Annotated in this window: 19 protein-coding genes; 12 read left to right on the top strand and 7 right to left on the bottom strand. The window is 64.4% G+C overall.

Annotated features, from left to right (window positions below; translation table 11 throughout):
• Positions 1-118: 118 nt before the first annotated feature.
• Entirely contained in the window at positions 119-1507 is a 1389-nt protein-coding gene (locus CDV44_RS05090; RefSeq protein ID WP_087686942.1) for an MFS transporter, read from the bottom strand.
• A gap of 586 nt (positions 1508-2093) precedes the next feature.
• On the opposite strand from CDV44_RS05090, the gene CDV44_RS05085 reads away from it, so the two are divergent.
• From CDV44_RS05085 to CDV44_RS05060, 6 genes are all read left to right on the top strand, one after another.
• A complete protein-coding gene (locus tag CDV44_RS05085; protein ID WP_141118678.1) occupies positions 2094-3917 on the top strand; it encodes a CPBP family intramembrane glutamic endopeptidase in 1824 nt (607 codons plus the stop codon).
• Between the two features lie 109 nt (positions 3918-4026).
• Positions 4027-4686 carry a DUF1345 domain-containing protein gene (locus tag CDV44_RS05080; protein WP_087686940.1) on the top strand — a complete coding sequence of 220 codons (660 nt, stop codon included), beginning with the start codon at positions 4027-4029 and terminating at the stop codon, positions 4684-4686.
• Positions 4687-4915: 229 nt separating this feature from the next.
• Positions 4916-6292, top strand: coding sequence for a cytochrome ubiquinol oxidase subunit I (locus tag CDV44_RS05075; RefSeq protein WP_305790812.1), 1377 nt, complete (start codon positions 4916-4918; stop codon positions 6290-6292).
• A gap of 52 nt (positions 6293-6344) precedes the next feature.
• A complete protein-coding gene (gene cydB / locus CDV44_RS05070; protein WP_087686939.1) occupies positions 6345-7343 on the top strand; it encodes a cytochrome d ubiquinol oxidase subunit II in 999 nt (332 codons plus the stop codon).
• Positions 7327-7530, top strand: coding sequence for a hypothetical protein (locus tag CDV44_RS05065; RefSeq protein WP_087686938.1), 204 nt, complete (start codon positions 7327-7329; stop codon positions 7528-7530). The genes cydB and CDV44_RS05065 overlap by 17 nt, the downstream gene beginning before the upstream one ends.
• Before the next feature lie 13 nt (positions 7531-7543).
• Positions 7544-8152 carry a YbhB/YbcL family Raf kinase inhibitor-like protein gene (locus CDV44_RS05060; RefSeq protein ID WP_087686937.1) on the top strand — a complete coding sequence of 203 codons (609 nt, stop codon included), beginning with the start codon at positions 7544-7546 and terminating at the stop codon, positions 8150-8152.
• Between the two features lie 109 nt (positions 8153-8261).
• On the opposite strand, the gene folE is transcribed toward CDV44_RS05060, so the two are convergent.
• Positions 8262-8828, bottom strand: coding sequence for a GTP cyclohydrolase I FolE (folE, locus tag CDV44_RS05055; RefSeq protein ID WP_058378038.1), 567 nt, complete (start codon positions 8826-8828; stop codon positions 8262-8264).
• Positions 8829-9081: 253 nt separating this feature from the next.
• On the opposite strand from folE, the gene CDV44_RS05050 reads away from it, so the two are divergent.
• The 4 genes from CDV44_RS05050 to CDV44_RS05035 are packed head-to-tail and all read left to right on the top strand — an operon-like array spanning position 9082 to position 13697.
• Positions 9082-10038, top strand: a complete 957-nt coding sequence (locus CDV44_RS05050) for an HlyD family secretion protein (protein ID WP_087686936.1) — start codon at positions 9082-9084, stop codon at positions 10036-10038.
• Positions 10035-10997 (top strand): ABC transporter ATP-binding protein, encoded by a 963-nt coding sequence (locus CDV44_RS05045; RefSeq protein WP_087686935.1) that lies wholly within the window; start codon positions 10035-10037, stop codon positions 10995-10997. Before CDV44_RS05050 ends, CDV44_RS05045 begins: the two co-directional genes overlap by 4 nt.
• Positions 10994-12136 (top strand): ABC transporter permease, encoded by a 1143-nt coding sequence (locus CDV44_RS05040; protein WP_058378035.1) that lies wholly within the window; start codon positions 10994-10996, stop codon positions 12134-12136. The genes CDV44_RS05045 and CDV44_RS05040 overlap by 4 nt, the downstream gene beginning before the upstream one ends.
• 7 nt (positions 12137-12143) lie before the next feature.
• Entirely contained in the window at positions 12144-13697 is a 1554-nt protein-coding gene (locus tag CDV44_RS05035; protein WP_087686934.1) for an efflux transporter outer membrane subunit, read from the top strand.
• A gap of 43 nt (positions 13698-13740) precedes the next feature.
• Here the strand turns inward: CDV44_RS05035 and CDV44_RS05030 are convergent, their stop codons facing one another.
• Positions 13741-14703, bottom strand: a complete 963-nt coding sequence (locus tag CDV44_RS05030; protein ID WP_087686933.1) for a LysR family transcriptional regulator — start codon at positions 14701-14703, stop codon at positions 13741-13743.
• A gap of 181 nt (positions 14704-14884) precedes the next feature.
• Between CDV44_RS05030 and CDV44_RS05025 the strand changes: the two genes are divergently transcribed.
• Together CDV44_RS05025 and CDV44_RS05020 are read left to right on the top strand one after the other, a co-directional pair.
• The gene (locus CDV44_RS05025; protein ID WP_087686932.1) at positions 14885-15304 is read left to right on the top strand and encodes a VOC family protein; all 420 of its coding nucleotides are present in this window, start codon (positions 14885-14887) and stop codon (positions 15302-15304) included.
• A gap of 56 nt (positions 15305-15360) precedes the next feature.
• A complete protein-coding gene (locus tag CDV44_RS05020; RefSeq protein WP_087686931.1) occupies positions 15361-16065 on the top strand; it encodes a fumarylacetoacetate hydrolase family protein in 705 nt (234 codons plus the stop codon).
• 836 nt (positions 16066-16901) lie between these two features.
• Here the strand turns inward: CDV44_RS05020 and glpK are convergent.
• The 4 genes from glpK to CDV44_RS05000 all read right to left on the bottom strand — a co-directional run bounded on the left by glpK (position 16902) and on the right by CDV44_RS05000 (position 21736).
• Positions 16902-18401, bottom strand: a complete 1500-nt coding sequence (glpK, locus tag CDV44_RS05015) for a glycerol kinase GlpK (RefSeq protein WP_087686930.1) — start codon at positions 18399-18401, stop codon at positions 16902-16904.
• Positions 18402-18504: 103 nt separating this feature from the next.
• Positions 18505-20055: a glycerol-3-phosphate dehydrogenase gene (glpD, locus tag CDV44_RS05010; RefSeq protein WP_087686929.1), complete on the bottom strand. Its 1551-nt coding sequence runs from the start codon at positions 20053-20055 to the stop codon at positions 18505-18507.
• A 212-nt stretch (positions 20056-20267) separates the two neighbouring features.
• Entirely contained in the window at positions 20268-21092 is an 825-nt protein-coding gene (locus CDV44_RS05005) for a DeoR family transcriptional regulator (protein WP_087687243.1), read from the bottom strand.
• Between the two features lie 122 nt (positions 21093-21214).
• A complete protein-coding gene (locus tag CDV44_RS05000; RefSeq protein ID WP_087686928.1) occupies positions 21215-21736 on the bottom strand; it encodes a hypothetical protein in 522 nt (173 codons plus the stop codon).
• Positions 21737-22032: the final 296 nt, after the last annotated feature.

The raw sequence follows: 22032 nt of genomic DNA, 5'->3' as shown, positions 1-22032 counted from the left end.
CTGCGGGATTCCATTCGTGCCCGACAGTCTATTCGATGCGCCGCTCACGCCGTGCTGCAAAACAAATCGGCCCGCCGCGCGTTGGCGCTGACGGGCCGTTCCTGCGTCGGTAGAAACCTTATTCGACGTGCGCGACACCGCCCGCCAACACCGCCCCGCCCGGCACTTCCTTGGGCAGTGCCCACGACATCCAGTGCGTGCGCAAGACGACCACCAGCGCAAACGCCACGCCCGCCAATGCACCGAACGTAGCGAAGCCCATCTGATAGCTGCCTGTCGACTCCTTCGCCATACCCATGATCACGGGCAGATAGAAGCCGCCGATACCGCCGGCCGCGCCGATGATGCCCGACATCAGGCCGGTCTTGCCTTGCCAGCGCTGCGGCACCAACTGGAACGTCGCACCGTTGCCCAGCCCGAAGCACAGGTACATCACCACCAGCAGCGCAATACCGGCACCTTGCGGCGGCATCCACGCGGCAAATACGAAGTCGCAGATCGAAATCGCGGCAAGCAGCAGCACCAGTGCACGCACGCCCGAAATCTTGTCGGCCACCAGCCCGCCGATCGGGCGCACCAACGCGCCGAGGAACGCGAGCAACGCCATGAACAAGCCGGCCTCGATGCGTTGCATGCCGTACAGCGCGATGAGCAGCGTGCTCACGTACGAGGACATGCCGACGAAGCCACCGAACGTAATGCTGTAGACCAGCATGATGACCCACGTATCGCGCTCACCCAACACGCCGCGATAGTGACGCGGCAACACGGCGATAGCGAGCAATGCGCCGAGCACCGGCAGCAGCAGCACGCCCGCCTTGCCTTCGCCGAACGCACCCGCATGCACGCACAACACCAGCGCCACGAGACCGAACACCGTAATGAAGAAGCTTGTGAACGCGCGCGGCGCACTGCCCGACTTCACGCCCTGATCCTTGGCCCAGAACACGAGCGCGAGCGCGGCAAGCGCCAGCAACGGCAGTGCAGCGCCTGCGGCACGGGCCCAGCCGAATTGTTCGGCAAGCCCCGGGAACATGAACCCGTCGAGCACCGCGCCGATATTGCCGGCCGCCGCCAGCCCGAGCACGAGGCCCTGCACCTTCGGCGGATAGTTGCTGCCCGCCATCGGGAGTGCCACCGCGAAGCTCGCGCCGCCGATCCCGAGGAACACGCCCAACACGAGCAGCAACGTGTATGACGGCGTGCCCGGCATGAGCAGCAGCACCACTGACGGAATCGCCGACAGTGTCAGGCCCATCAACGCGATCTTGCGGCCGTCGAAGGCCTGATAGAGATTGCCCAGTGTCACGCGCAGAATCGCCGCGCCGAGCACCGGCACGGCCACGAGAAAACCGGTCTGCGCCGGTGTCATCGCAATGTCCTTGCCGATGAACGGGGCCAGCGGGCCGAGCATCACCCAGACGGTAAAGCCCGTGTCGAAGTAAAGAAAACACGCAACCAGCGCGCGCCAGTTGCCACTTTTCAACGATTGCGTGAGCGTGCTCATGGGAACCCTCGTGTTCATATGCCAAAAAAAAGGCGTCCCGAAGCGATATGCCTGTAAGCAGGCCTATTGCCTCGGGACGCCGTTGCCCCGAATGCCCCGCTCTCGCGAGGCCGTTCATGCGGTGCAGAAAATTCGCTTGTCTTCACTCAGCCGCCATTGGCCTTATGCAAGGATTAGCAAGTGGCGTGCCATGGGGAGGTCAGCGATGCGAAGAATTTCCGGTGAAGCCCGTGCATCGGGGCTTTCGGGGCATTGCCGAAGACGAAGGAATGCGCGAGGTTACTGTTTTCAGCAGCGAAACACTGCGCCGGGCATGACATCGCAACGGGCACAATGCCGCATCGCGATGCGGCGGCGCACCATTGGCGTGCATTGCCGTGGATTAGCGTGCGTCGGCCTGATAGGCGACGGCGGGGCAATCGCCCAGTGACATGCACGGCGACGCCGACGATGCCCCCTCCCACAAGCAGTGAATCGCGAAACCGGGCGCACATTACAGTTCGCGCCCCATCTGTCGTTAAGCCAATCAGGCTGACGGTTCGCGAATTCGGCGGTTGGCGACAACAACATTCTGGGGAAATCACGCGTGCATCGCTTGTCTCGCTTCCTTCTTTGCGTGGCATTGGCCACCCTCGGCTTTCCCTCGTTCACCCCTTTGCTTGCTGCGCCAGCCTCGGGCAATGCGCTGCCGGATCAGGACGCCATGACCCGGCAGGTCGACGCCGCCTCGCTCGCCAAGTATCGCGAGATCGTCGCCACGCTCGATGCGTCGGCCCGCGCCCGTCCCACAGACTCGGCGCTCGCGTTAGCGCGCTGTCAGTTCATCCAGAACTACGCGTGGTCCGAGGACTCGCACTGGACCGAGCAGGCGCAGGCCGACCTCAAGTCCTGCCGGCAAACGCTGAAAGACAAATTCAGCAACGTGCCGGAAGTGGCGCTGTATCTGCTGCAAGGCGTCTACGGCAAAGAGGCCGTCGAGCAAGGCATGGCGCTTCTGCCCAACGCCAGACAATGGCCGCCGCAGGATCGCGCCCGTCTGCACGCCGCGCTCGCCAACGCCTACGAAGCCGTTCAGGACAAGATCAACGCGGGCATTCAGGCCGTCGACGCCGCCGAGTTGACGACAGAGACGCCCGTGCTGTTGATCGCCGTGCGCCACCTCGCCACCACCGGCGAGAAGGCCGAGGCCAAGCGTTTGTTGATGAAGGCGCCGGTGCCGAATCTGCCTTGGATGGCCAGCGGGCGCATCAACACCGCCTACGATGTGCTGCCGGGCACGACCGCCCGCGATCTGCTGGTTCGCATGCAGGACGCCGGCCTCAAAATCGATCCTTATACGAGCGCGCGTGCCTACCTTCAGGCGGGTGACGTCGCCAGCGCCCAACGTGCGCTGTCCGAATCCAAACCCGGCGGCCCCGAGACAACGCAACTCCGTGCGCTGCGTCTCTCGGTCGGCCTCGCGGCCCGCGACGGCAAGGCAGCAGCGGCGGCGATTCAGTCCTCGCTCGAACACGACACCGGCAGCCGCTGGCAACTGGCGCGATCGTATGCCGTCCTGCTGACGATCGATCCGGGCGCCGCCATGCGTCCAGTCTTCGCGGCGCTGCTGTTGACGCTGCTGGGCACCAGTGTTTGCATCGTGCTGGCGCCGGGCATTCTGATGTTCCCAGCCCACTACGTCGGCACGGTGAGAGCGCGCAAGGGCCGTCCGCTCGCGGCGATCTTCGAGCGCATCGGCTTGCGCCATGCCTGGTATGCACTGGCCGTGTTCTGCCTCGCCTCGTGGGTCGTTCCTGCGCTCGTCATGGGACAGTTCGCGCCGACGCCTCCCGGTGCCGGCACCGGCACCGGCCTGCCGCCCGCGCAACCGAAGCTGGCCATTGCCCACTTCATCACCCTCGGCGTCATCGCGCTCGCACTGGCGCGCATGGTCTGGCGCTTCGGCTGGCGTCAGTGGCTCGGTTCCGGGCCATGGAAAGCTCGTTGGTTCATCTGGCCGGCCGTGCTGCTTGTCTTCGCCGCGCTTAGCGCATGGGCAATCGCACGCCACATGCTCCCCACGGCGCCCCAAACCGTGAACGATTTCGTCGTGCGCGGTGCAGCGCAGTTGGGCGGCCCCGGGCTCGCGTTGTTGCTAATCGCGGTGGCGGTGCCCTTCGTCGAAGAGTTCGTCTTCCGCGGATGCTTGCTCGGCGGTCTGACCCGCCATATGAGCTTCGTTGCGGCGAACCTCTGGCAGGCGGCTATTTTTGCGTCCGTTCACGCCGACGCGAAGCACTTCCTGTTCCTCTTCGCGTTCGGTCTCACCGCCGGATGGCTCGCGAAGAAGACCCACGGACTGGGTGCCTCCATTGCGATGCACGCCATCAACAACACGATCTTCGTCTTGATGGTGCTCGCGCGGGGATAGCCGCGGTGCCAGAAATGAATGGTGACAGTGGCGAGTGCGTCGGCGAAGGCAGCGTGGGCGATAATCTGTGCACTGGCGGCCCTCCCCGGCCGCCGTCCGGACTTCGCCAATGAACGCCAAGCTCTTCCCGCATCTGGTTCGCTTTCATCCCCGGCTGCTTATCGCCATCGCCGTGGGCGTGCTGGTGGGCATCTTCGTGCAGGGTCATTTCAGCCCGGTCACGCGTACGCTGATCGGCTGGAACGCGGGCGCGTGGTCGTATCTGGCGATGATCTGGTTCATGATGGTCACCGCCCCCAAACGCAGCATCGAGCGCTTTGCCGAGCAGGAAGACCAGAGTGCGGTGATCGTGCTCACGGTGGTCTGCCTGTCGGCGCTGGCGAGTGTGGTGGCGATCGTGCATGAACTGGCGAACGCCAAGAGTGGCGTGCCGCATCAAGCGTCGGAACACGTGCTGTTTGCCGCCGCAACACTCATCGCCGGCTGGTTTCTCGTGCCGACGATCTACACGCTGCATTACGCCCGCCTGTACTTCACCGATACCGAATCGCCCTACGCGCTGGTCTGGCCCGATCGCAACTGCGACCCGGACTATTGGGACTTCCTGTATTTCTCGTTCACCATTGCCGTCGCCTCGCAAACCGCCGACGTCGGCCTATCCTCGCGCCGTATGCGTCGCGCCACGCTCGCGCAGGCCATCCTCTCGTTCTTCTTCAATCTGGCCGTACTGGGCCTGTCGATCAATATCGGGGCCAGCCTGCTCAGTTGAGCCCTGCCCCGTGTGACATGACGTCGCACGGGGCGCCGACATAAATCCCTTATAAAACATACAAATAGCGAGCTATTTGAGGGATCGCTGTGGCGCGTCATTGCGCCACATGCGACGACTTGTCACGCGTGCTGCAATGCAGCAAGCCCTACTATGTACGCAAACAGATGGTGAAATACCATCAATAAATACATACAAGACAGGGCCATCTACTTACATAGAGCGCATCATGACAGTCGTTCCCGAAGCTCTCGACCTCGCGCGCATTCAGTTTGCGTTCACGGTCTCGTTTCACATCGTGTTCCCCGCCGTCTCCATCGGGCTGGCCAGCTTTATCGCCGTGCTCGAAGGCATGTGGCTCAAGACACGCCAGCAGCACTATCTCGACCTGTGCAAATTCTGGTCGAAGGCCTTCGCCGTATGTTTCGGCATGGGCGTGGTCTCCGGCGTGGTGATGGCGTATCAGTTCGGCACCAACTGGTCGGGCTTCTCAAGTTTTGCCGGCGCCGTGACGGGGCCGCTGCTGACTTATGAAGTGATGACCGCCTTCTTTCTCGAAGCCGGCTTCCTCGGCATCATGCTTTTCGGGTGGAACCGCGTCAGCCCGCGTGCGCACTTCGGCGCGACGTTGTGCGTGGCCGTCGGCACGCTGATTTCCACGTTCTGGATTCTCGCGTCGAATAGCTGGATGCAGACCCCGCAGGGTTACGAAATCGTCGACGGGCGCGTGGTGGTGCTGTCGTGGTGGGACGTGATCTTCAACCCGTCGTTTCCGTATCGTCTCGCGCACATGAGCATTGCCGCGTTCGTGGTGGCCGCGCTGGTCGTCGCGGGCACCGGCGCATGGCATCTGCTGCGCGGGCGCCGCGACCCGGCGGTGAAGACGATGTTCTCGATGGCGATGTGGCTGCTGCTGATCTTTGCGCCGCTGCAAGCGTTCGTGGGCGACCTGCACGGTCTGAACACACGTGAGCATCAACCGGCCAAGCTCGCGGCCATGGAAGGGCTGTGGGAGACCAAGACGGGCGGCACACCGCTCAACCTCTTCGGCTGGCCCGACATGAAGACCGAAACGACCCGCTATGCCGTGGAAGTGCCGCACTTGGCCAGCCTGATCCTCACGCACAGCTGGGACGGCGAGATTCGCGGCCTGAAGGAATTCCCGAAGGATGAACGGCCCAACGTGCCGCTGGTGTTCTGGAGTTTTCGCGTGATGGTCGGCCTCGGCCTTGCGATGATCGCTGTCGCCATCGCCGCCGTGTGGCTGCGCCGGCGTGGCAAGTTGTTCACATCACGCGGATTCGCACGCGCCGTGCTGTGGCTCTCGCCGACCGGTTTTATCGCACTGCTTGCCGGCTGGGTCACGACCGAAGCGGGACGCCAGCCGTGGGTGGTGTACGGCGTGATGCGCACCGCCAACGCGCTCTCTCCCGTGAGCGCACAGCAGGTGCAGGTGTCGCTGCTGGTGCTGGTGATCGCGTACTTCCTCGTGTTCGGCACCGGCATCTATTACCTGCTGAAGATATTGCGCGGCGGCCCCGATTCGGCTGACACCCCCGACCCGCAGAGCACGCAACCCGACGCCCCGCTCGCGATTGCTTACTGATGATTGACGCGCGTTCTGAACGCAATCGACACCCGCCAACTCGAGAACTCTCATGGATCTGACCTTAGCCTGGGCCGCCATCATCGCGCTCGGCCTCTTTCTCTACGTCGTGCTCGACGGCTTCGACCTCGGCATCGGCATTCTCTTCCCGTTCTTTCCCGACGCCAGCGAACGCGACGTCATGATGCATTCGGTCGCCCCCGTGTGGGACGGCAACGAGACGTGGCTCGTGCTGGGTGGCGCAGGCCTGCTCGCCGCGTTCCCAATGGTGTATTCGGTGCTGCTCTCCGCGCTCTATCTGCCGCTGGTCTTCATGCTGGTGTGCCTGATCTTTCGCGGCGTGGCGTTCGAAATTCGCGGCAAGTCGCGCCGCACGCGGCAATGGTGGGATCTGGCCTTTATCGGCGGTTCGGCAGGCGCAACGTTCTTTCAAGGCGTGGCGCTGGGCGCGTATCTGTCGGGCATTCCCGTGGAGAACGGTCAGTTCTCGGGCGATGCCTTCGCATGGCTGACCGCCTTCAACCTGTTCACGGGGCTAGGTCTGCTCGTCACCTATGCGCTGCTGGGCGCGTGCTGGCTGATCGGCAAGACGCAGGGCGATTTGCAGCGCCGCCTGCGCACGCTCGCGTGGCCGCTCACGCTGGCGCTGGTCGGCACGATGGTGATCGTCTCGTTCTGGACGCCGCTGCGTCTGCCGCTCGTGGCCGAGCGCTGGTTCGACGGCGAATGGTTCTGGCGCATGCTGCCGGTGCCGTTCCTCGTGGCCGGTGCCACGTTCGTGATGCGACGTGTGCTCCGGCGCGCGCATGACGCCACGCCGTTCTGGCTCGCCATCGGTCTCGTGTTTCTCGGCTACAGCGGGCTGCTCATCAGCGCGTATCCGTACGCGATTCTGCCGGGCGTCACGCTGTGGGAGGCCGCAGCCCCGGCATCGAGCCTGTCATTCACGCTGTGGGGCGCAGCATTCATCATTCCGGTGATCCTCGCCTACACGATGCTGGCGTACTGGGTCTTTCGCGGCAAGGTGGCACACGATGCGCACTATCACTGATCTCACGCGGCCCGCCGTGCGCCGCGATCGCGAACGTCAAGACGTGACCAGCACGGCCGCCGTCGCCCCGGCTTGGCGGCAAGCGCTGGTCCGCTGGGGGTGGTTCATCGCCCTCTGGTGCGCGGGTGTAGCGGGCACGGCACTGCTTGCACTACCATTCAAGCTCATCATTGCTTCCGCCAAATGAGGAGGGAACGCCCATGAATCTGAAGTTTGAAGTCCCCGGACTGTCCGGCCGCAAGCGTCTCGTCACCCGCCGCCATGCCAGCGCGATGGCGATCGCGCTGACCTTGGGTGTGCTGTCGGCAGGCACGAGCGTTGCGCAAGCGGCCGAAGGCATGAGCGTGTCGTCGAGCGCATTCCCCGATAACGGCATGCTGCCCGCCGCGCACGCGGGGCTTGGCGAATGCGGTGGACAAAACGTCAGCCCGCCCGTCGAGTGGAAGCAATTGCCGCAAGGCACGCGCAGCGTCGTCGTGACGATGAAAGACCCCGACGGGGCCAAGGGCGGCGGTGTGGTGCATTGGCTCGCCTACAACATCCCGGCCACCACTACCGGGCTGGCCGCCGGTGCAGGCAACGAAACGACCGCACAGGTCACCGTCGGCAAGAACATCAGCGGCGCCACCGCCTATCGCGGCGCCTGCCCGCCCGTGGGCGACTCGCCGCATCACTACATCATCAGCGTAACGGCCACCGATCTCGAACCGGGCCGCCTGCCGCCGGGCCTCGACGCCAACGGCCTGACGGCTGCGCTCGCCGGCCATACGCTCAACGGCTCGACCATCGTCGCCCGCTACGCGCGATAACGGTCACCGACGGCGGCGACGCAACGTCAGCCGCACATGAAAAAAGCGCCGGCCCGGGCAATCCGGTCGGCGCTTTTTGCTGATGCGTCGGCTGACTTCGTGAGTCGCTTTACTTGTCGCGTGCGAGCGCGAGAAATTCCGTGCGCAGTGCGAGGTTCGGCTGCAATTCGCCGAGCATCGACGACGTCACCGTTTCCTCGCCCGCCGTACGAATGCCACGGCTCTCCATGCACATGTGGCGGCACGACACCACCACGCCAACCGCCTTCGGTTGCAGGTGCGTCATCAACGCATCGGCGATCTGCACGGTCAGGCGCTCCTGCACCTGCAAGCGGCGTGCAAAGCAATCGACCAGCCGCGTGAGTTTCGAGAGACCCACGATCTTGCCGTTCGGCAGATAGCCGATGGTCGCCTTGCCGAAGAACGGCGCAAGGTGGTGTTCGCAATGGCTGTACACAGGAATACCGCGCACGACGATCAATTCGTTGTATTGCTCTGCGCCGTCTTCGAAGACCTTGAGCACCTCGGCCGGGTCTTGCCCATAGCCGGACGTCCATTGGCGCCAAGCCTTGCTCACGCGGGCAGGCGTTTCGTGCAGGCCGGGGCGGTCCGGGTCTTCGCCGAGATGTTTGAGGAATCGCTTCCAGTCGTTTTCGTCGAACGTGTCGTGAGACATAAAAATCAAGCTCCTTGCATGAGGTCCGGCACGCTGCGCCCTGACGGCACGCGCCCCCGTGCGCTACCGGATATGTGCGCACAATAGCAGAGAGTCCCGGCCCGCGCATGGACAGCCCTTCGGTCCCGACGGACAGCCCCGCTTGCCCGAATTGCGGCAGCACGCGCTTTTGCGCTAAGGTGGCAGCGGACAACCTCCTGGTTCAGGACACGAGACCAGAGACACGAGACGCATCATGCCGGGAGAGACCCCCATGAGCACCAACGTGATGACCGTTGCCGCACTGGCCGCCCTGCTGGCGCTGACCGGGTGCGGCGATAGCGGCACCAAGCCGTGGCAGGGCTATGCCGAAGGCGAGTTCGTCAACGTGGCCTCGTCGCAGGCCGGCACCTTGCAGAAGCTCTCGGTCGCGCGCGGCCAGCAGGTCAAGGCCGGTGACGCCCTCTTCGATCTCGAATCCACTTATGAACTGGCCGCACAGGCCCACGCGCGCGAAACGCTCGCCAGTGCGCAAGCCCAGTTACGCGACCTCGACACCGGCAAGCGTCCCGACGAAATCGCCGTCTCGCAGGCGCAGATTACGCAAGCCATCGCCACGCGCGACAAGGCCGTTGCGCAGTTCGACCGCGATCAGGCCCAATACGCCGCCGGAGGTATTTCGCGCGAACAACTCGACGCCAGCCGCGCCGATGCCCGCAGCAGCGTGGCCCATGTGCAGGAGTTGCAAAGCAGTCTCGCCGTAGCACGGCTGCCCGGACGCGAAGCGCAACGTCAGGCGCAAGCGGCACAGGTCGACGTGGCGCGCGCGTCGCTCGCTCAAGCCGACTGGCAACTCGCGCAGAAGCACCCCGTGGCCACGGCCGACGGGCGCGTGTACGACACGATGTACCGCGTCGGCGAATGGGTGAATGCAGGCAGCCCGGTCGTGCGCCTGTTGCCGCCGCAGAACATCAAGGTCCGCTTCTTCGTCCCCGAGTCGGCACTGGGCAGTTTGCAGGCCGGCCAGACCGTGCATATCGCCTGTGACGGGTGCGGCGCCGGTGTCGACGCCCGCATCACATACGTCGCCAGCGAAGCGGAATACACGCCCCCGGTGATCTACAGCAACGATACGCGCGACAAGCTCGTGTACATGGTCGAGGCGCATCCGGCGCCGGCAGATGCGGTCAAGCTCAACCCGGGCCAGCCCGTACAGGTGAGCCGGCCATGAGCGCCGCCCCGGCACCGCACGCGCGTGACGATGCGCTCGCCATCGATGTGAATGGCCTGAACAAGCATTTCGGCGACAAGCACGTCGTCAAGGACGTTTCGCTGCAAGTGCGGCGTGGCGAAATCTTCGGCTTTCTCGGCCCGAACGGCAGTGGCAAGACCACGTGTATCCGCATGATGTGCGGTTTGCTCACGCCCGACTCTGGCAGCGGCACCTGTCTGGGCTACGACATCGTGCGCGAGAGTGCGCAGATCAAGCGCGAGGTCGGCTACATGACGCAGCGCTTCTCTTACTGGGAAGACCTGACGATTCGCGAGAATCTCGATTTCGTCGCCCGCGTGTACGGCATGCCGAATCGCCGTGAAGCCGTCGACCGCGCCATCGAGAATCTGGGCTTGAAAGGCCGCGCAAAACAACTCACCGGCTCGCTCTCCGGCGGTTGGAAACAACGGCTCGCGCTGGCGGCGTGCATGCTGCACGAACCGCGTGTGTTGCTGCTCGACGAACCGACTGCCGGCGTCGACCCGACCGCCCGGCGCGACTTCTGGGAAGAACTGCACGAGTTGGCCGCGAAAGGCATCTCAGTCCTCGTGAGCACGCATTACATGGATGAGGCCGAGCGCTGCCACAAGCTCGCCTATATTTCGTACGGCGAGTTGCTCGCGCAAGGCACGGCGGCCGAGGTCATCGAAAGCCAGCACCTGTCCACGTGGACCGTGCACGGCGACAACCTGGTCGATCTGGCGCGTGAGCTGCGCGAACAACCGGGCGTAGCGCAAACCGTCGCGTTCGGCAGCGCTTTGCACGTCAGCGGTCAGGATGCGGCCGCACTGGAGAAAACGCTGCGTGCGCAGGCCGACGCCAAGGGCCTCACCGTCACGCCCATCGACACCAGCCTCGAAGACGTGTTCATCTATCTGATGAGCCACGCGAAAGACAACTTCGGAGACGACGCATGAACGCGACGTTCGGGTTCTCGCTCTCGCGCTGGTGGAGCATCGTGTGCAAGGAGTTCTTGCAACTGCGCCGTGACCGGGTGACGTTTGCCATGATCATCGGCGTGCCGCTCGTGCAACTCACGCTTTTCGGCTTCGCGATCAATACCGATCCGAAGCACATGCCCACCGCCGCGCTGATTCACGACAACAGCGAGTTCACGCGGAGCTTCGTGGCCGCGATGGAGCATTCCGAGTACTTCCGCTTTACCGAAACACTCGACAGCGAAGAAGCCGGACGCACCGCCCTCGCGCAGGGACGCGTGCAGTTCGTGGTGAATATTCCCGCCGATTTCACACGACGCCTGCTGCGCGGTGAGCGCCCTGCGCTACTCGTGGAAGCCGATGCCACCGACCCGATGGCCATGGCCTCGGCACTGGGTGCCCTGCCGGCGATTGCGCAGTCGGTTGCACAAAAGGACCTGACGGGCGGGCTCGCCTCGCTCGCGGGCGGACAAAGCGCATTCGACGTGCAGGTGCACCGGCTCTATAACGCCGAAGGCATCACGCAATACAACATCATTCCCGGGCTCATGGGCGTCATTCTGACCATGACGCTCGCGATGATGACCGGCCTCGCCATCGTGCGCGAACGCGAGCGCGGCACCATGGAGAATCTGCTCGCCACGCCGGTGCTGCCCATCGAAGTGATGCTGGGCAAGATCGTGCCGTACATCGCCATCGGCCTGATTCAGGCGACCATCATCCTGCTCGCCGCGCGGTTCGTGTTTCACGTGCCGTTCGTGGGCAGCGTGATCGCGATCTATCTGTCGGCGCTCGTGTTCATTGCGGCGAATCTGACCGTCGGCATCACGGTGTCGTCGTTCGCTCAGAACCAGTTGCAGGCGATGCAACTCACGGTCTTCTACTTTCTTCCGAACATGCTGCTGTCGGGTTTCATGTTCCCGTTTCGGGGCATGCCTGAGTGGGCACAGGCCATCGGCAACGTGCTGCCGCTCACGTACTTCAACCGGCTGATTCGCGGCATTCTGCTCAAGGGCAACGGCTGGGGCGACGCGTGGCACGATCTGTGGCCGCTGCTGGTCTTCTCCGCCGTGCTGATGACCGTGGCGGTGAAGTTCTACAAACGCACGCTCGACTGAGGCCACCATGCGCGCAATTCGAGTGAGCCGATTTAGCCGAGGCCAACCCCGTACCGCTGCCGCCATGCTGGCAGGCGCTGTGTTGCTGAGCGCCTGCGCCGTTGGCCCCGACTTCAAGACACCCACGCCGCCCGACGTTGCGCAGTACACGACCGGCACCGCCCCGCTGACGACGGCTGCTGCCGGCAGCAGGCAGGGCGAGGCACAGACCTTCACGCCGGATGCGAACGTGCCGCTCGACTGGTGGACCCGCTTCGCCTCGCCCACGCTCGATGCCCTCGTGGCGCAGGCGTTTGCCGACAGCCCCACGCTGAAGCAAGCCGAAGCCAAATTACGTCAGGCGCAGGAGGACTATCGCGGGCAGGCGGGTGCACGGCTGCTACCATCGGCAGACCTCAAGCTCTCGGCCACGCGTGAACAGGTCGATCTGCAATCGATGGGCATCACCGGCGTGCCGAATCCGGGGCCATTCACGCTCTACAACGCGAGCATCGACATCTCGTACACCCTCGACGTGTTCGGTGGCACGCGCCGGGCGCTCGAAGGTCTGGCTGCGCAAGTCGACTACCAGCGTTTTGAGCTTGAAGCGGCACGGCTGACGTTGGCGGGCAACGTGGTGACGGCGGCATTGCGCCAAGCCACGCTGCGTGCGCAGCTCTCTGCGCAGGAGGGCATGTTAGCCGCGCAACAGGCGCAACTCGACATCACACAGGCACGCCAGCGCGCAGGCGGCGTTGCCGTGCTCGACGTGCAGAATCAGGCCGCGCTCGTCGCACAAACACAAGCGCAGTTGCCGCCGCTGCGTTTGCAGATTGCCCAATACGATCACCAACTGGCGCGATGGCTCGGCAAGCCGCCGGGTGCCTTCACGTCGCCTGCCATTGATCTCACGTCGTTGCGTTTGCCGCAGAGCGTGCCGGTAGCCATGCCCTCGACGCTCGCGCAGCGCCGCCCTGATATTCGCGCCGCCGAAGCGATGTTGCACAAGGCGAGCGCCGACGTGGGCGTGGCCACGGCCAACCTGTTTCCGCAGTTCACGCTCTCAGGCAGCTTCGGCACGCAACGTATGCGCACGGCCGATCTCGGCGATGGCATCAATATCTGGAGTATCGGCATGAACCTGTTGCAGCCGATCTTTCGGGGCGGGGAATTGCGTGCGCAACGGCGCTCGGCCGTGGCCGCGTACGACGCCGCGCTGGCGTCGTATCAGGACACAGTGCTGCTCGGCCTTGCCCAAGTGGCCGATGCGATGCGCGCGCTTGAGGCCGATGCCAATACGCTTTCGGCAAGGGCCGACGCTGCGAAGCGCACCGAGACGGCTTACCGAATCGCCGCCGATCGATATCGCGCTGGCGGCATCAGTCATCTCTCGTTGCTCGACGCGCAGCGTCAGGCGCTGGATGCCACACGCGCCCAACTCGAATCACAAGGTGCGCGTCTGGCAGACACTGCGGCGCTCTGGCAGGCGTTGGGCGGTGGGGTGATCGATGGCGCGGGAACCACCGCCGGGACGGGCGAAACAGCCAACGCGAGTGCAGCGGGAACGCCCTCGCAGAAGTGACACCGGTGATTGGCGATTACCGGTCGTCTGCCTTATTGGCCGCTTATCCGCGCGACTGCGCCTCGTCGGTCAGACACTTCACCAGCGCCGCCACCGGCTCGCGCTTGAGCGCCGACTGACGCGCCAGCACCCCCAACTCGCGGGTCAGCGGCACACCGCTTAGCGGCAAGACCTGCACGCCGGCCGCTGCCGCCTTTCCTGTGGCCACACCGCCGGACGGCAAGCCGATCAACGTCGCGGGCACCATCGCCCAGCCAAGCCGCGCACGCACCATGCGCAAGATGACTTCGGGTTCATCCAGTTCAACGCCCTCGCGCACCCACAGCCGATGGCGGCGCAGGTATCGCTCGACCAGATCGCCGCCGTACGAGCGCCGGTTATAACGCACGAACGGCAGCGTCGCCGCCCAGTCGGCGACGGTGCCCCGCGTGCCCTTGGGCGCGATGGCGACGTACGGCTCGTGCATCAGCGTGATCCATTTCATGTCAGCCGGCACGCCGATGCGCGGGCGGATCATCACGGCCAAATCAAGTTCGCGCGCGTCGATCTGCGCGAGCAACTGCACCGACATGCCCGGCACGATGTTCAGATGCGGCAACGCCGATGCCAGTGGGGCCAATGACCCAGCGCTCGTCGAGACCCCGGCCGATCTGGCAGGCGCCGCCGACCAGCGTTGAATCGCACCGGGCAGCAAACCCAGTTGCACGGTCAGAATGGCGCCGATATGGATGGGTGCCAGCGCCGCCTGCGCGCCCTGCGCTCCGGCTTCCCCGCGCATCGACTGATAGGCCGACACGACGCCCTGCGCCTGCGCGAGCAGACGCCGTCCGTCGTCGGAGAGCGACACCGCGCGCCCGGTGCGCTCGAAGAGCAGGACACCGAGATCGTCCTCCAGCCGCTGGATCTGCGCGCTGACGGCGGATTGCGTCAAACCGAGACGCGCCCCCGCCGCCGAGAACGAGGCGGTTTCGGCTGCCGTGACAAAGGTTTTGAGGTATCGGATCATGAATCGAAATTTTTGATGCTGAGTCGCCGAATTATTCGTTTCTTATTATTTTTATCGATGGATAGAATTTACCGCAAATAGGCCCGCGCTGTCTGGCGGCCCGATTTCGACGCACGGCGCTGCATTTTCCGCACCCCGCCGCCGAAGCGCCGTTCAACCCCACATTGCACCGGAGACCTTTATGGCCACGCCCCTGTTCCACCTCGCCTTCCCTGTCGACAACCTCGAAGCCGCCCGCCGCTTCTACGGCGGCGTGATGGGCTGCCCCGAAGGCCGCAGTTCGGATCACTGGATCGACTTCGATTTCTTCGGCCATCAGCTGGTCGCGCACCTTTCGCCGGAAGAAGCCGGCAAGCGCATCACGAACCCCGTCGACGGCGATGAAGTTCCTGTTCCGCATTTCGGCGTTATCCTTGACATGACCGCGTGGCACGCGCTCGCCGAGCGTCTGCGCGCGGCAGGCACCCGTTTCGTGATCGAGCCGCATGTGCGCTTTGCCGGGCAAGTGGGCGAGCAAGCCACGCTGTTCTTCTACGACCCGGCCGGCAACGCGCTGGAGTTCAAGGCGTTTGCCGATCTGTCGCAGGTGTTTGCCAAGTAATCCGCGGGGACCATTTCCAGAGTTTCCGAAGTTTTAATAACGCCACGAGTTTTCTCATGAGCCAATTCGTCATTTCGCCGGCGCCGCAGGCGTCGGTTGCAGTTGCCGGCAGCGATGCCCGGTTCCCCGTGCGCCGCGTGTTCTGCGTGGGCCGTAACTACGCCGCCCACGCGCGTGAGATGGGCAGCAACCCCGATCGCGAACCGCCGTTCTTCTTCATGAAGCCCGCCGATGCCGTGGTGGCTGCCGAGGGCACGCTGCCCTATCCGCCGCTCACCAGCGAGCTGCACCATGAGATCGAACTGGTCGTGGCCATTGGTGCCGACGGCGAGAACGTGGACGCTTCGCAAGCCCTCTCGCTCGTGTGGGGCTATGGCGTGGGTGTCGACCTGACGCGTCGCGATCTGCAACAGCAGGCAAAGGACACGCGCCGTCCGTGGGACTGGGGCAAGGCGTTCGATGCATCGGCACCGTGCGGCGCGCTGCATGCCGTGGCCGAAGTGGGCCATCCGAAGGACGGCCGCGTGTGGCTCGACGTGAATGGTGACAACCGTCAGGTCGGCGATCTGAACGAGTTGATCTGGTCAGTGCCCGATCTCATCGCCGAAATCTCGCGCAGCGTGAAGCTCGTGGCGGGCGACCTGATCTTCACCGGCACCCCCGCCGGCGTCGGTCCGCTCGAACCGGGCGACAAGGTCACCGCAGGGGTTGCAGGTGTGGGCGAGATTGCCTTCACCGTCGGCAAGAAGCCGGCCGCCTGAGGTCCCAACACGTCACATCACTTCACGTCAATGCAGGGCTGTTACACCGGGGCACGCCCCCGATGGGCGGCCCCGAGCATTGACCGTGTCGCCAATGATCCGTGGGCGGCTTTCGCCTGCGGATCATTGCGCCAAGGATATCCACAACTACTGTTGATAACCCTTTGCATAACTATGCATGTGTCGGCGCAAACGCCCGTCGGCATTGAGTGTCAAGTGCATTGCCTAATTTGCCGTCACCGGTACGAACAATCGTGACGCGCGCCCTGCCGCAGCGCCCGGATACCGCCTCCGGTTCAAACGCCCCCGCCGCTGCCGTATTTATCTTTCATTCCTGAAACGTTTTTTATCGAACTCGTCGAGATACCTTGTTTCGATTAGTAAATTTCTTCGTAAATTCATGGAGTTGCATCGGATGGCACGCTTCTCGCATCGTGTAGGGGGCAAGCCGTCCGCCTCCGGAGAAGTCTCTTCGCCAGGGTTTCATGCTTCGGGAACATCGCCATGCACGCCACATGGCCCCGGCACGCCCGACGCCGCACCCTCGCCGGGAGCGCCCCGGATGCGGGCGGATTGCACCAGTGAACCAGTGAGAAGGGTCGCGGCATGCGACGGTAACTGTCGGGGAGGGGATCATGCAGATGCGCCGAACCGGGCCTTGCGCCCTCAGTCCCTGTGCCCGGTCGCTTGCGCCCGCGAGCCCGGCCAAGTCAGCCCGCAGTCATCCGCGCGAGCGTTGCGCCAGTTGGCGGCATCGCCGTCACGAAGCGGCCGGCGATCGCCGCCAGGTCGCGCCCGGACGGGCAATGCGTTGATGTGGGGAGCGGGGCTGAAGTTCAGCCTTCCTCCGCCCACACTTTTGCGGCTCTCACTGCGCGCTGCCAGCCTTTGACGGCGCGATTCACTTCCTCTTCCGAAAGCTTGCGCGAGAAGCGCCGTTGCAACTGCCATTGGCGTTGCAATGTATCGATATCCGGCCAGAAACCGACCGCAAGCCCCGCAAGGTAAGCCGCCCCGGCAGCCGTGGTCTCGATCACGTGCGGGCGCACGACGTCGGCCCCCAGCAGGTCCGCCTGCCACTGCATCAACAGGTCGTTGGCTGCCGCCCCGCCATCGACGCGCAATTCGGCGACGTGCAGCCCCGCGTCCGCTTCCATCGCGCGCAACACGTCGAGCGTCTGGAACGCAATGCTGTCGAGCGCCGCCCGCGCAACGTGCGCCGCCGTCGTGCCGCGTGTCGCGCCGAACAGCGTGCCACGCGCATGCGGCTGCCAGTGCGGCGCGCCGAGCCCGGCAAAGGCCGGTACCAGCACGACACCATCGGCATCGGGCACGCTGGTTGCCAGCGCCTCGACGTCGCGCGAGTGACGAATGATGCCCAGTCCGTCGCGCAGCCATTGCACGACGGCGCCACCAATGAAGATGCTGCCTTCGAGCGCATAGTCGACACGATCGCCGATCTTCCACGCCACCGTCGTCAGCAGGTTGTGACTCGATGCCTGCGGCTTGTCGCCGGTGTTCATCACCATGAAGCAGCCGGTGCCGTAAGTGTTCTTCACCATGCCCGGGCGCAGGCACATCTGCCCGAACAGTGCCGCCTGCTGATCGCCCGCGATGCCCGCAATCGGCACTGGTTTCGAGAGCAACGACGTGGTGGTATGGCCGTACACCTCGCTCGACGAACGCACTTCGGGCAGCATCTGACGCGGCACGCCGAGCAGCGCGAGCAACTCGTCGTCCCATTCGAGACGGTGGATGTTGAAGAGCATGGTGCGCGACGCGTTGGACACGTCGGTCACGTGCAGCTTGCCGCCGGTCAGATGCCAGACGAGCCAGCTATCGACCGTGCCGAACGCCAGATGACCGGCTTCTGCCGCCTCGCGTGCGCCGGCCACGTTGTCGAGAATCCAGCGAATCTTGCTGCCGGAGAAGTACGCATCGATGCGCAGGCCCGTGCGGCTCGCGACCATATCCTGCGCACCGTTGGCACGCAGCCGCTCGCAGAAGTCGGCCGTGCGGCGGTCCTGCCACACGATGGCGTTGTACACCGGCTCGCCCGTGCGGCGATCCCAGACGATGGTCGTCTCGCGCTGGTTGGTGATGCCGATGGCCGCAATGTCGACGCCGCCAACTCCGGCATGCGTTAGCGCTTCGGCAACCACACCGGCTTGAGTCGACCAAATTTCGCGCGGGTCGTGTTCGACCCAGCCCGGATGCGGATAGATCTGACGGAATTCCTTTTGCGCCGTGGCTACGACATGCCCGTCGCGATCGAACAACAACGCACGCGAACTGGTCGTGCCCTGATCGAACGCGAGGATATAGGGTCCTGACATGTAGGTCGTCTCCTGAATACAGCCCGCCGGTGCGGCGGTAGGTTGGCTTGCCGCCCGCGCGATGATGCGGTGCGCGGGGGCAATCCTATCGTTCTAATCGACTTCAGCGGGTCGCCAGTTCCGGCGTGTTTTCCGTTTGGCGTTCGAACCAACGCACGACGCTGGCTTCGCCCTCTTTGCCGACGTGCAGGCCCAGCTTGGTGCGGCGCCAGAGGACGTCTTGTGCCGTGCGCGCCCACTCGTATTGCACAAGGTAGCGCAACTCGGCCTCGAAGAGATCGCCGCACACACGCTCGCCGAGATCGTCGAGCGAGCGAGCATCGGCCAGCAGCACATGCGTGCGCGTGCCATACGTGCGGGCGTAGCGATGCGCAAGGGCTTCCGGCAGCCACGGCACCTGCGCACGCAACGACACCTCGAACGCACCCGCATCGGGCTCGGGCATGTCGCCACCGGGCAGCGGCGCGCCTGCGGTCCAATCGCCTTGCTTGATACCCAGCGGGGCATGCAGTCGCGACAGCGCTTCTTCTGCGAGGCGACGGTAAGTCGTGATCTTGCCGCCGAACACCGACAGCAGCGGCGCACGCGTGGCCGGAGCATCGAGTTCAAGCGTGTAGTCGCGCGTGACGGCCGACGGGTTCGACACTTCCTCTTCGAGCAGCGGACGCACGCCTGCGTACGTCCACACGACATCCGTCGGCACGACGGGCTTGGTGAAGTAATCGCTGGCCGATTTGCACAGATACGCGATCTCGTCGTCGTTGATCGCCACTTTGGCGGGGTCGCCGTGATATTCGATATCGGTCGTCCCGATCAGCGTGAAATCGCGTTCGTACGGAATCGCGAAAATGATGCGCTTGTCGGGGTTCTGGAAAATATAGGCGTGGTCGTGATCGAACAACTTGCGCGTGACGATGTGGCTGCCCTTGACCATGCGCACGCTATGCGTCGCGGGCTGGCGCAGCACATCGCCCAGCAGGTGGCCGACCCACGGACCGGCGGCGTTCACGATGGCGCGCGCGCGCACCGTCTGACGCGACGTTTCCGTGCCGTCGGTCGTCAGCGACGCCAACTCGGCGGTCCACATATGCTCGCCGCGCTCGGCACCTGCCAGACGCGTGCGCGTGAGCACCGTCGCGCCACGCTCGGCGGCATCTTGTGCGTTGAGCACGACCAGCCGTGCGTCCTGCACCCAGCCATCGGAATAGACGAAACCGCGCGTGATATCGCGGCGCAACGGCGCACCGGCCGCATGCTGACGCAGGTCGATACCGCGCGAGCCCGGCAGAATTTCGCGCCGGGCCAGATGATCGTAGAGGAACAACCCCGCGCGAATCAGCCACGCCGGACGCAGGTTCGGCATATGCGGCATGACGAAACGCAACGGCCACATGATGTGCGGCGCGGCGCGCAGCAGCACTTCACGCTCCTGCAACGCTTTGCGCACCAGCCCGAACTCGTAGTACTCCAGATAGCGCAGCCCGCCATGAATGAGCTTGGTACTGGCTGAGGACGTATGCGAAGCGAGATCGTCCTGCTCGACGAGCATCACGCGCAGGCCGCGACCGGCCGCGTCGCGTGCAATCCCGGCGCCGTTGATGCCGCCGCCCACGACCAACAGGTCATAGGGGGCTAGCGTTGGGTCCGTTGGCATTTGGGCGGATGGTTGCACGTCGTCACTCCGGGGCATTGGCGTCAAGTTGACTGGGGGATCGCAAAATGTTCGTTTTCGAACATTAATATTCGAATTTTAACATATGACGTCTCATGACGTTCGAAATCGCACATTTCACGGTGAGGTTGTTGGATTTCGCGCATATTTGACTATCCGCGGCCGTCAGACGCCGTCTTTGCACCCCATCGCGCTCAGTCGGCGATGTGGATTTGCGTGCCGGCGTCGGCGATCACCTGCGCCATCGCGGGGGGCACCGCGCGGTCGGTGAACAGCGCATCGATCTGCGACAGATGGCCGAGCCGCACCAGCGCGGGACGGCCGAACTTGCTGTGATCGGCGGCGAGAAACACCGTGCGCGAGTGCGCGATGATGGCCTCGGCCACGCGCACTTCCCGGTAATCGAAGTCGCGCAGCGTACCGTCGGCATCGATGGCGGAGATGCCGATAATGCCGAAGTCGACCTTGAACTGGCGAATGAAGTCGAGTGTCGCTTCCCCCGTCACCCCCTGATCGCGAGCGCGCACTACGCCGCCGGCAATAATGACTTCCGCATCGGGATAGCCGCTCATCATCGCGGCGACATGCAGATTGTTGGTAATTACGCGCAGCCCGCGATGACGCGACAATGCGCGCGCCACGGCTTCCGTGGTCGTGCCCAGATTGATGAACAGTGAGGCGTGGTCGGGAATCTGCTCGGCGAGACGCGCGGCGATGCGATGCTTTTCGTCGGCCAGTTGGGTCTGACGCGCATCGTAGGCGTCGTTCTCGGCACCGCCCGGCAGGCCCACGCCGCCGTGGTAGCGGCGTACCCACTTCAGTTCAGCCAGAAAGTTGATATCGCGGCGGATCGTCTGCGGCGTGACGTCAAAGCGTGCGGCGAGTTCGTCGACCGTGAGAAAGCCGTCGCGGCGCACGGCATCGAAGAGCGACTGTTGACGCGGGTTCAGCGACGCCTGTCCGGCGTCCTGCGCCACGGTCGCAACATCGGGAACATCGATGGATTCGGTAGGAGACATCGGCACGCGCGAAGAGAAAGCCATCGTGCACCCGGAGCGGGTGCACGTTTGCCGCCATCATACCGCGCAGTACTGTGACACCACAGTGACAGCCGCAAGACGTTTGGCAGGTGCGCCGAGAATCAGAGGCACTGCCGCACGGCGTCGGCCAGCGATTGCGATCCGGTCGAGCCCAGATACAGCGAGCCTTCGCTGCCGGGTTTGTGCGGTGCAAGATCGAGAATGGCGAGGACGCCCTCGTCTTTCGACGACAGTTGCAGCGTCTGCCCGGTGCCGGCCTTCGTGCGGTCGATGCGCGCGTAAGGCAGTTGTTTCTTCCAGAGCTTGGCCGTGCAGGCACTCACGCGAGTGAGGGTCTTCTTGGACGACCCTTGCCAGACGGCACCGTTGTTTCTCGCGTCGGCAATCGTGTCGCGATAGGCGGGCAACGTCTCGACTTTTACATTTTCCGGTGCAACGTCGGCGACGCTGCCCACGGGCGGATCGTCGTGCGCCGGCATCGGTGCGGTCTGCGCGCAGGCGGCGAGCAGTGCTGCCGCGAGCCACGCCGAGCCCACTGCCAGCGCACCCCGCCCTGACGCGCGCACCCCGCGACGAGGCGCGACGAGCGTCGCGCCGGTATTGGTTTCAGTGCCCCACTTCATGCCCCGCTCCACGCTGGCCATGCCACCGCACACGTTGCGCCGGGCCTGCAAATACAGGCAAAACCGAGGGCGGGCGTGGCGACAGCTTCGTATCTGGTCTCGGCGCCGATGGCCGACGCTCACGTGATGCTGGGCATCCGTGACGGGCCGTGGCTCGCGCCGTTATGTTCGTTGAGATGACTTTGGTACTGCTTTGGAATGCCCGGTATGGGTACGTGCACGTCCGGAATCTTCGGCAATGTGACGCATAGGACGACGCACCGCCGACTGGCGCTCATCTTACTCGTGTTATTCAT

Origin of the sequence: Pandoraea sp. PE-S2R-1 (genome assembly GCF_002179865.1) — a bacterium.
Lineage (GTDB): Bacteria > Pseudomonadota > Gammaproteobacteria > Burkholderiales > Burkholderiaceae > Pandoraea.
The sequence above is the reverse complement of the archived record's forward strand: the minus strand, read 5'-3'. Positions and strand labels throughout refer to the sequence as shown.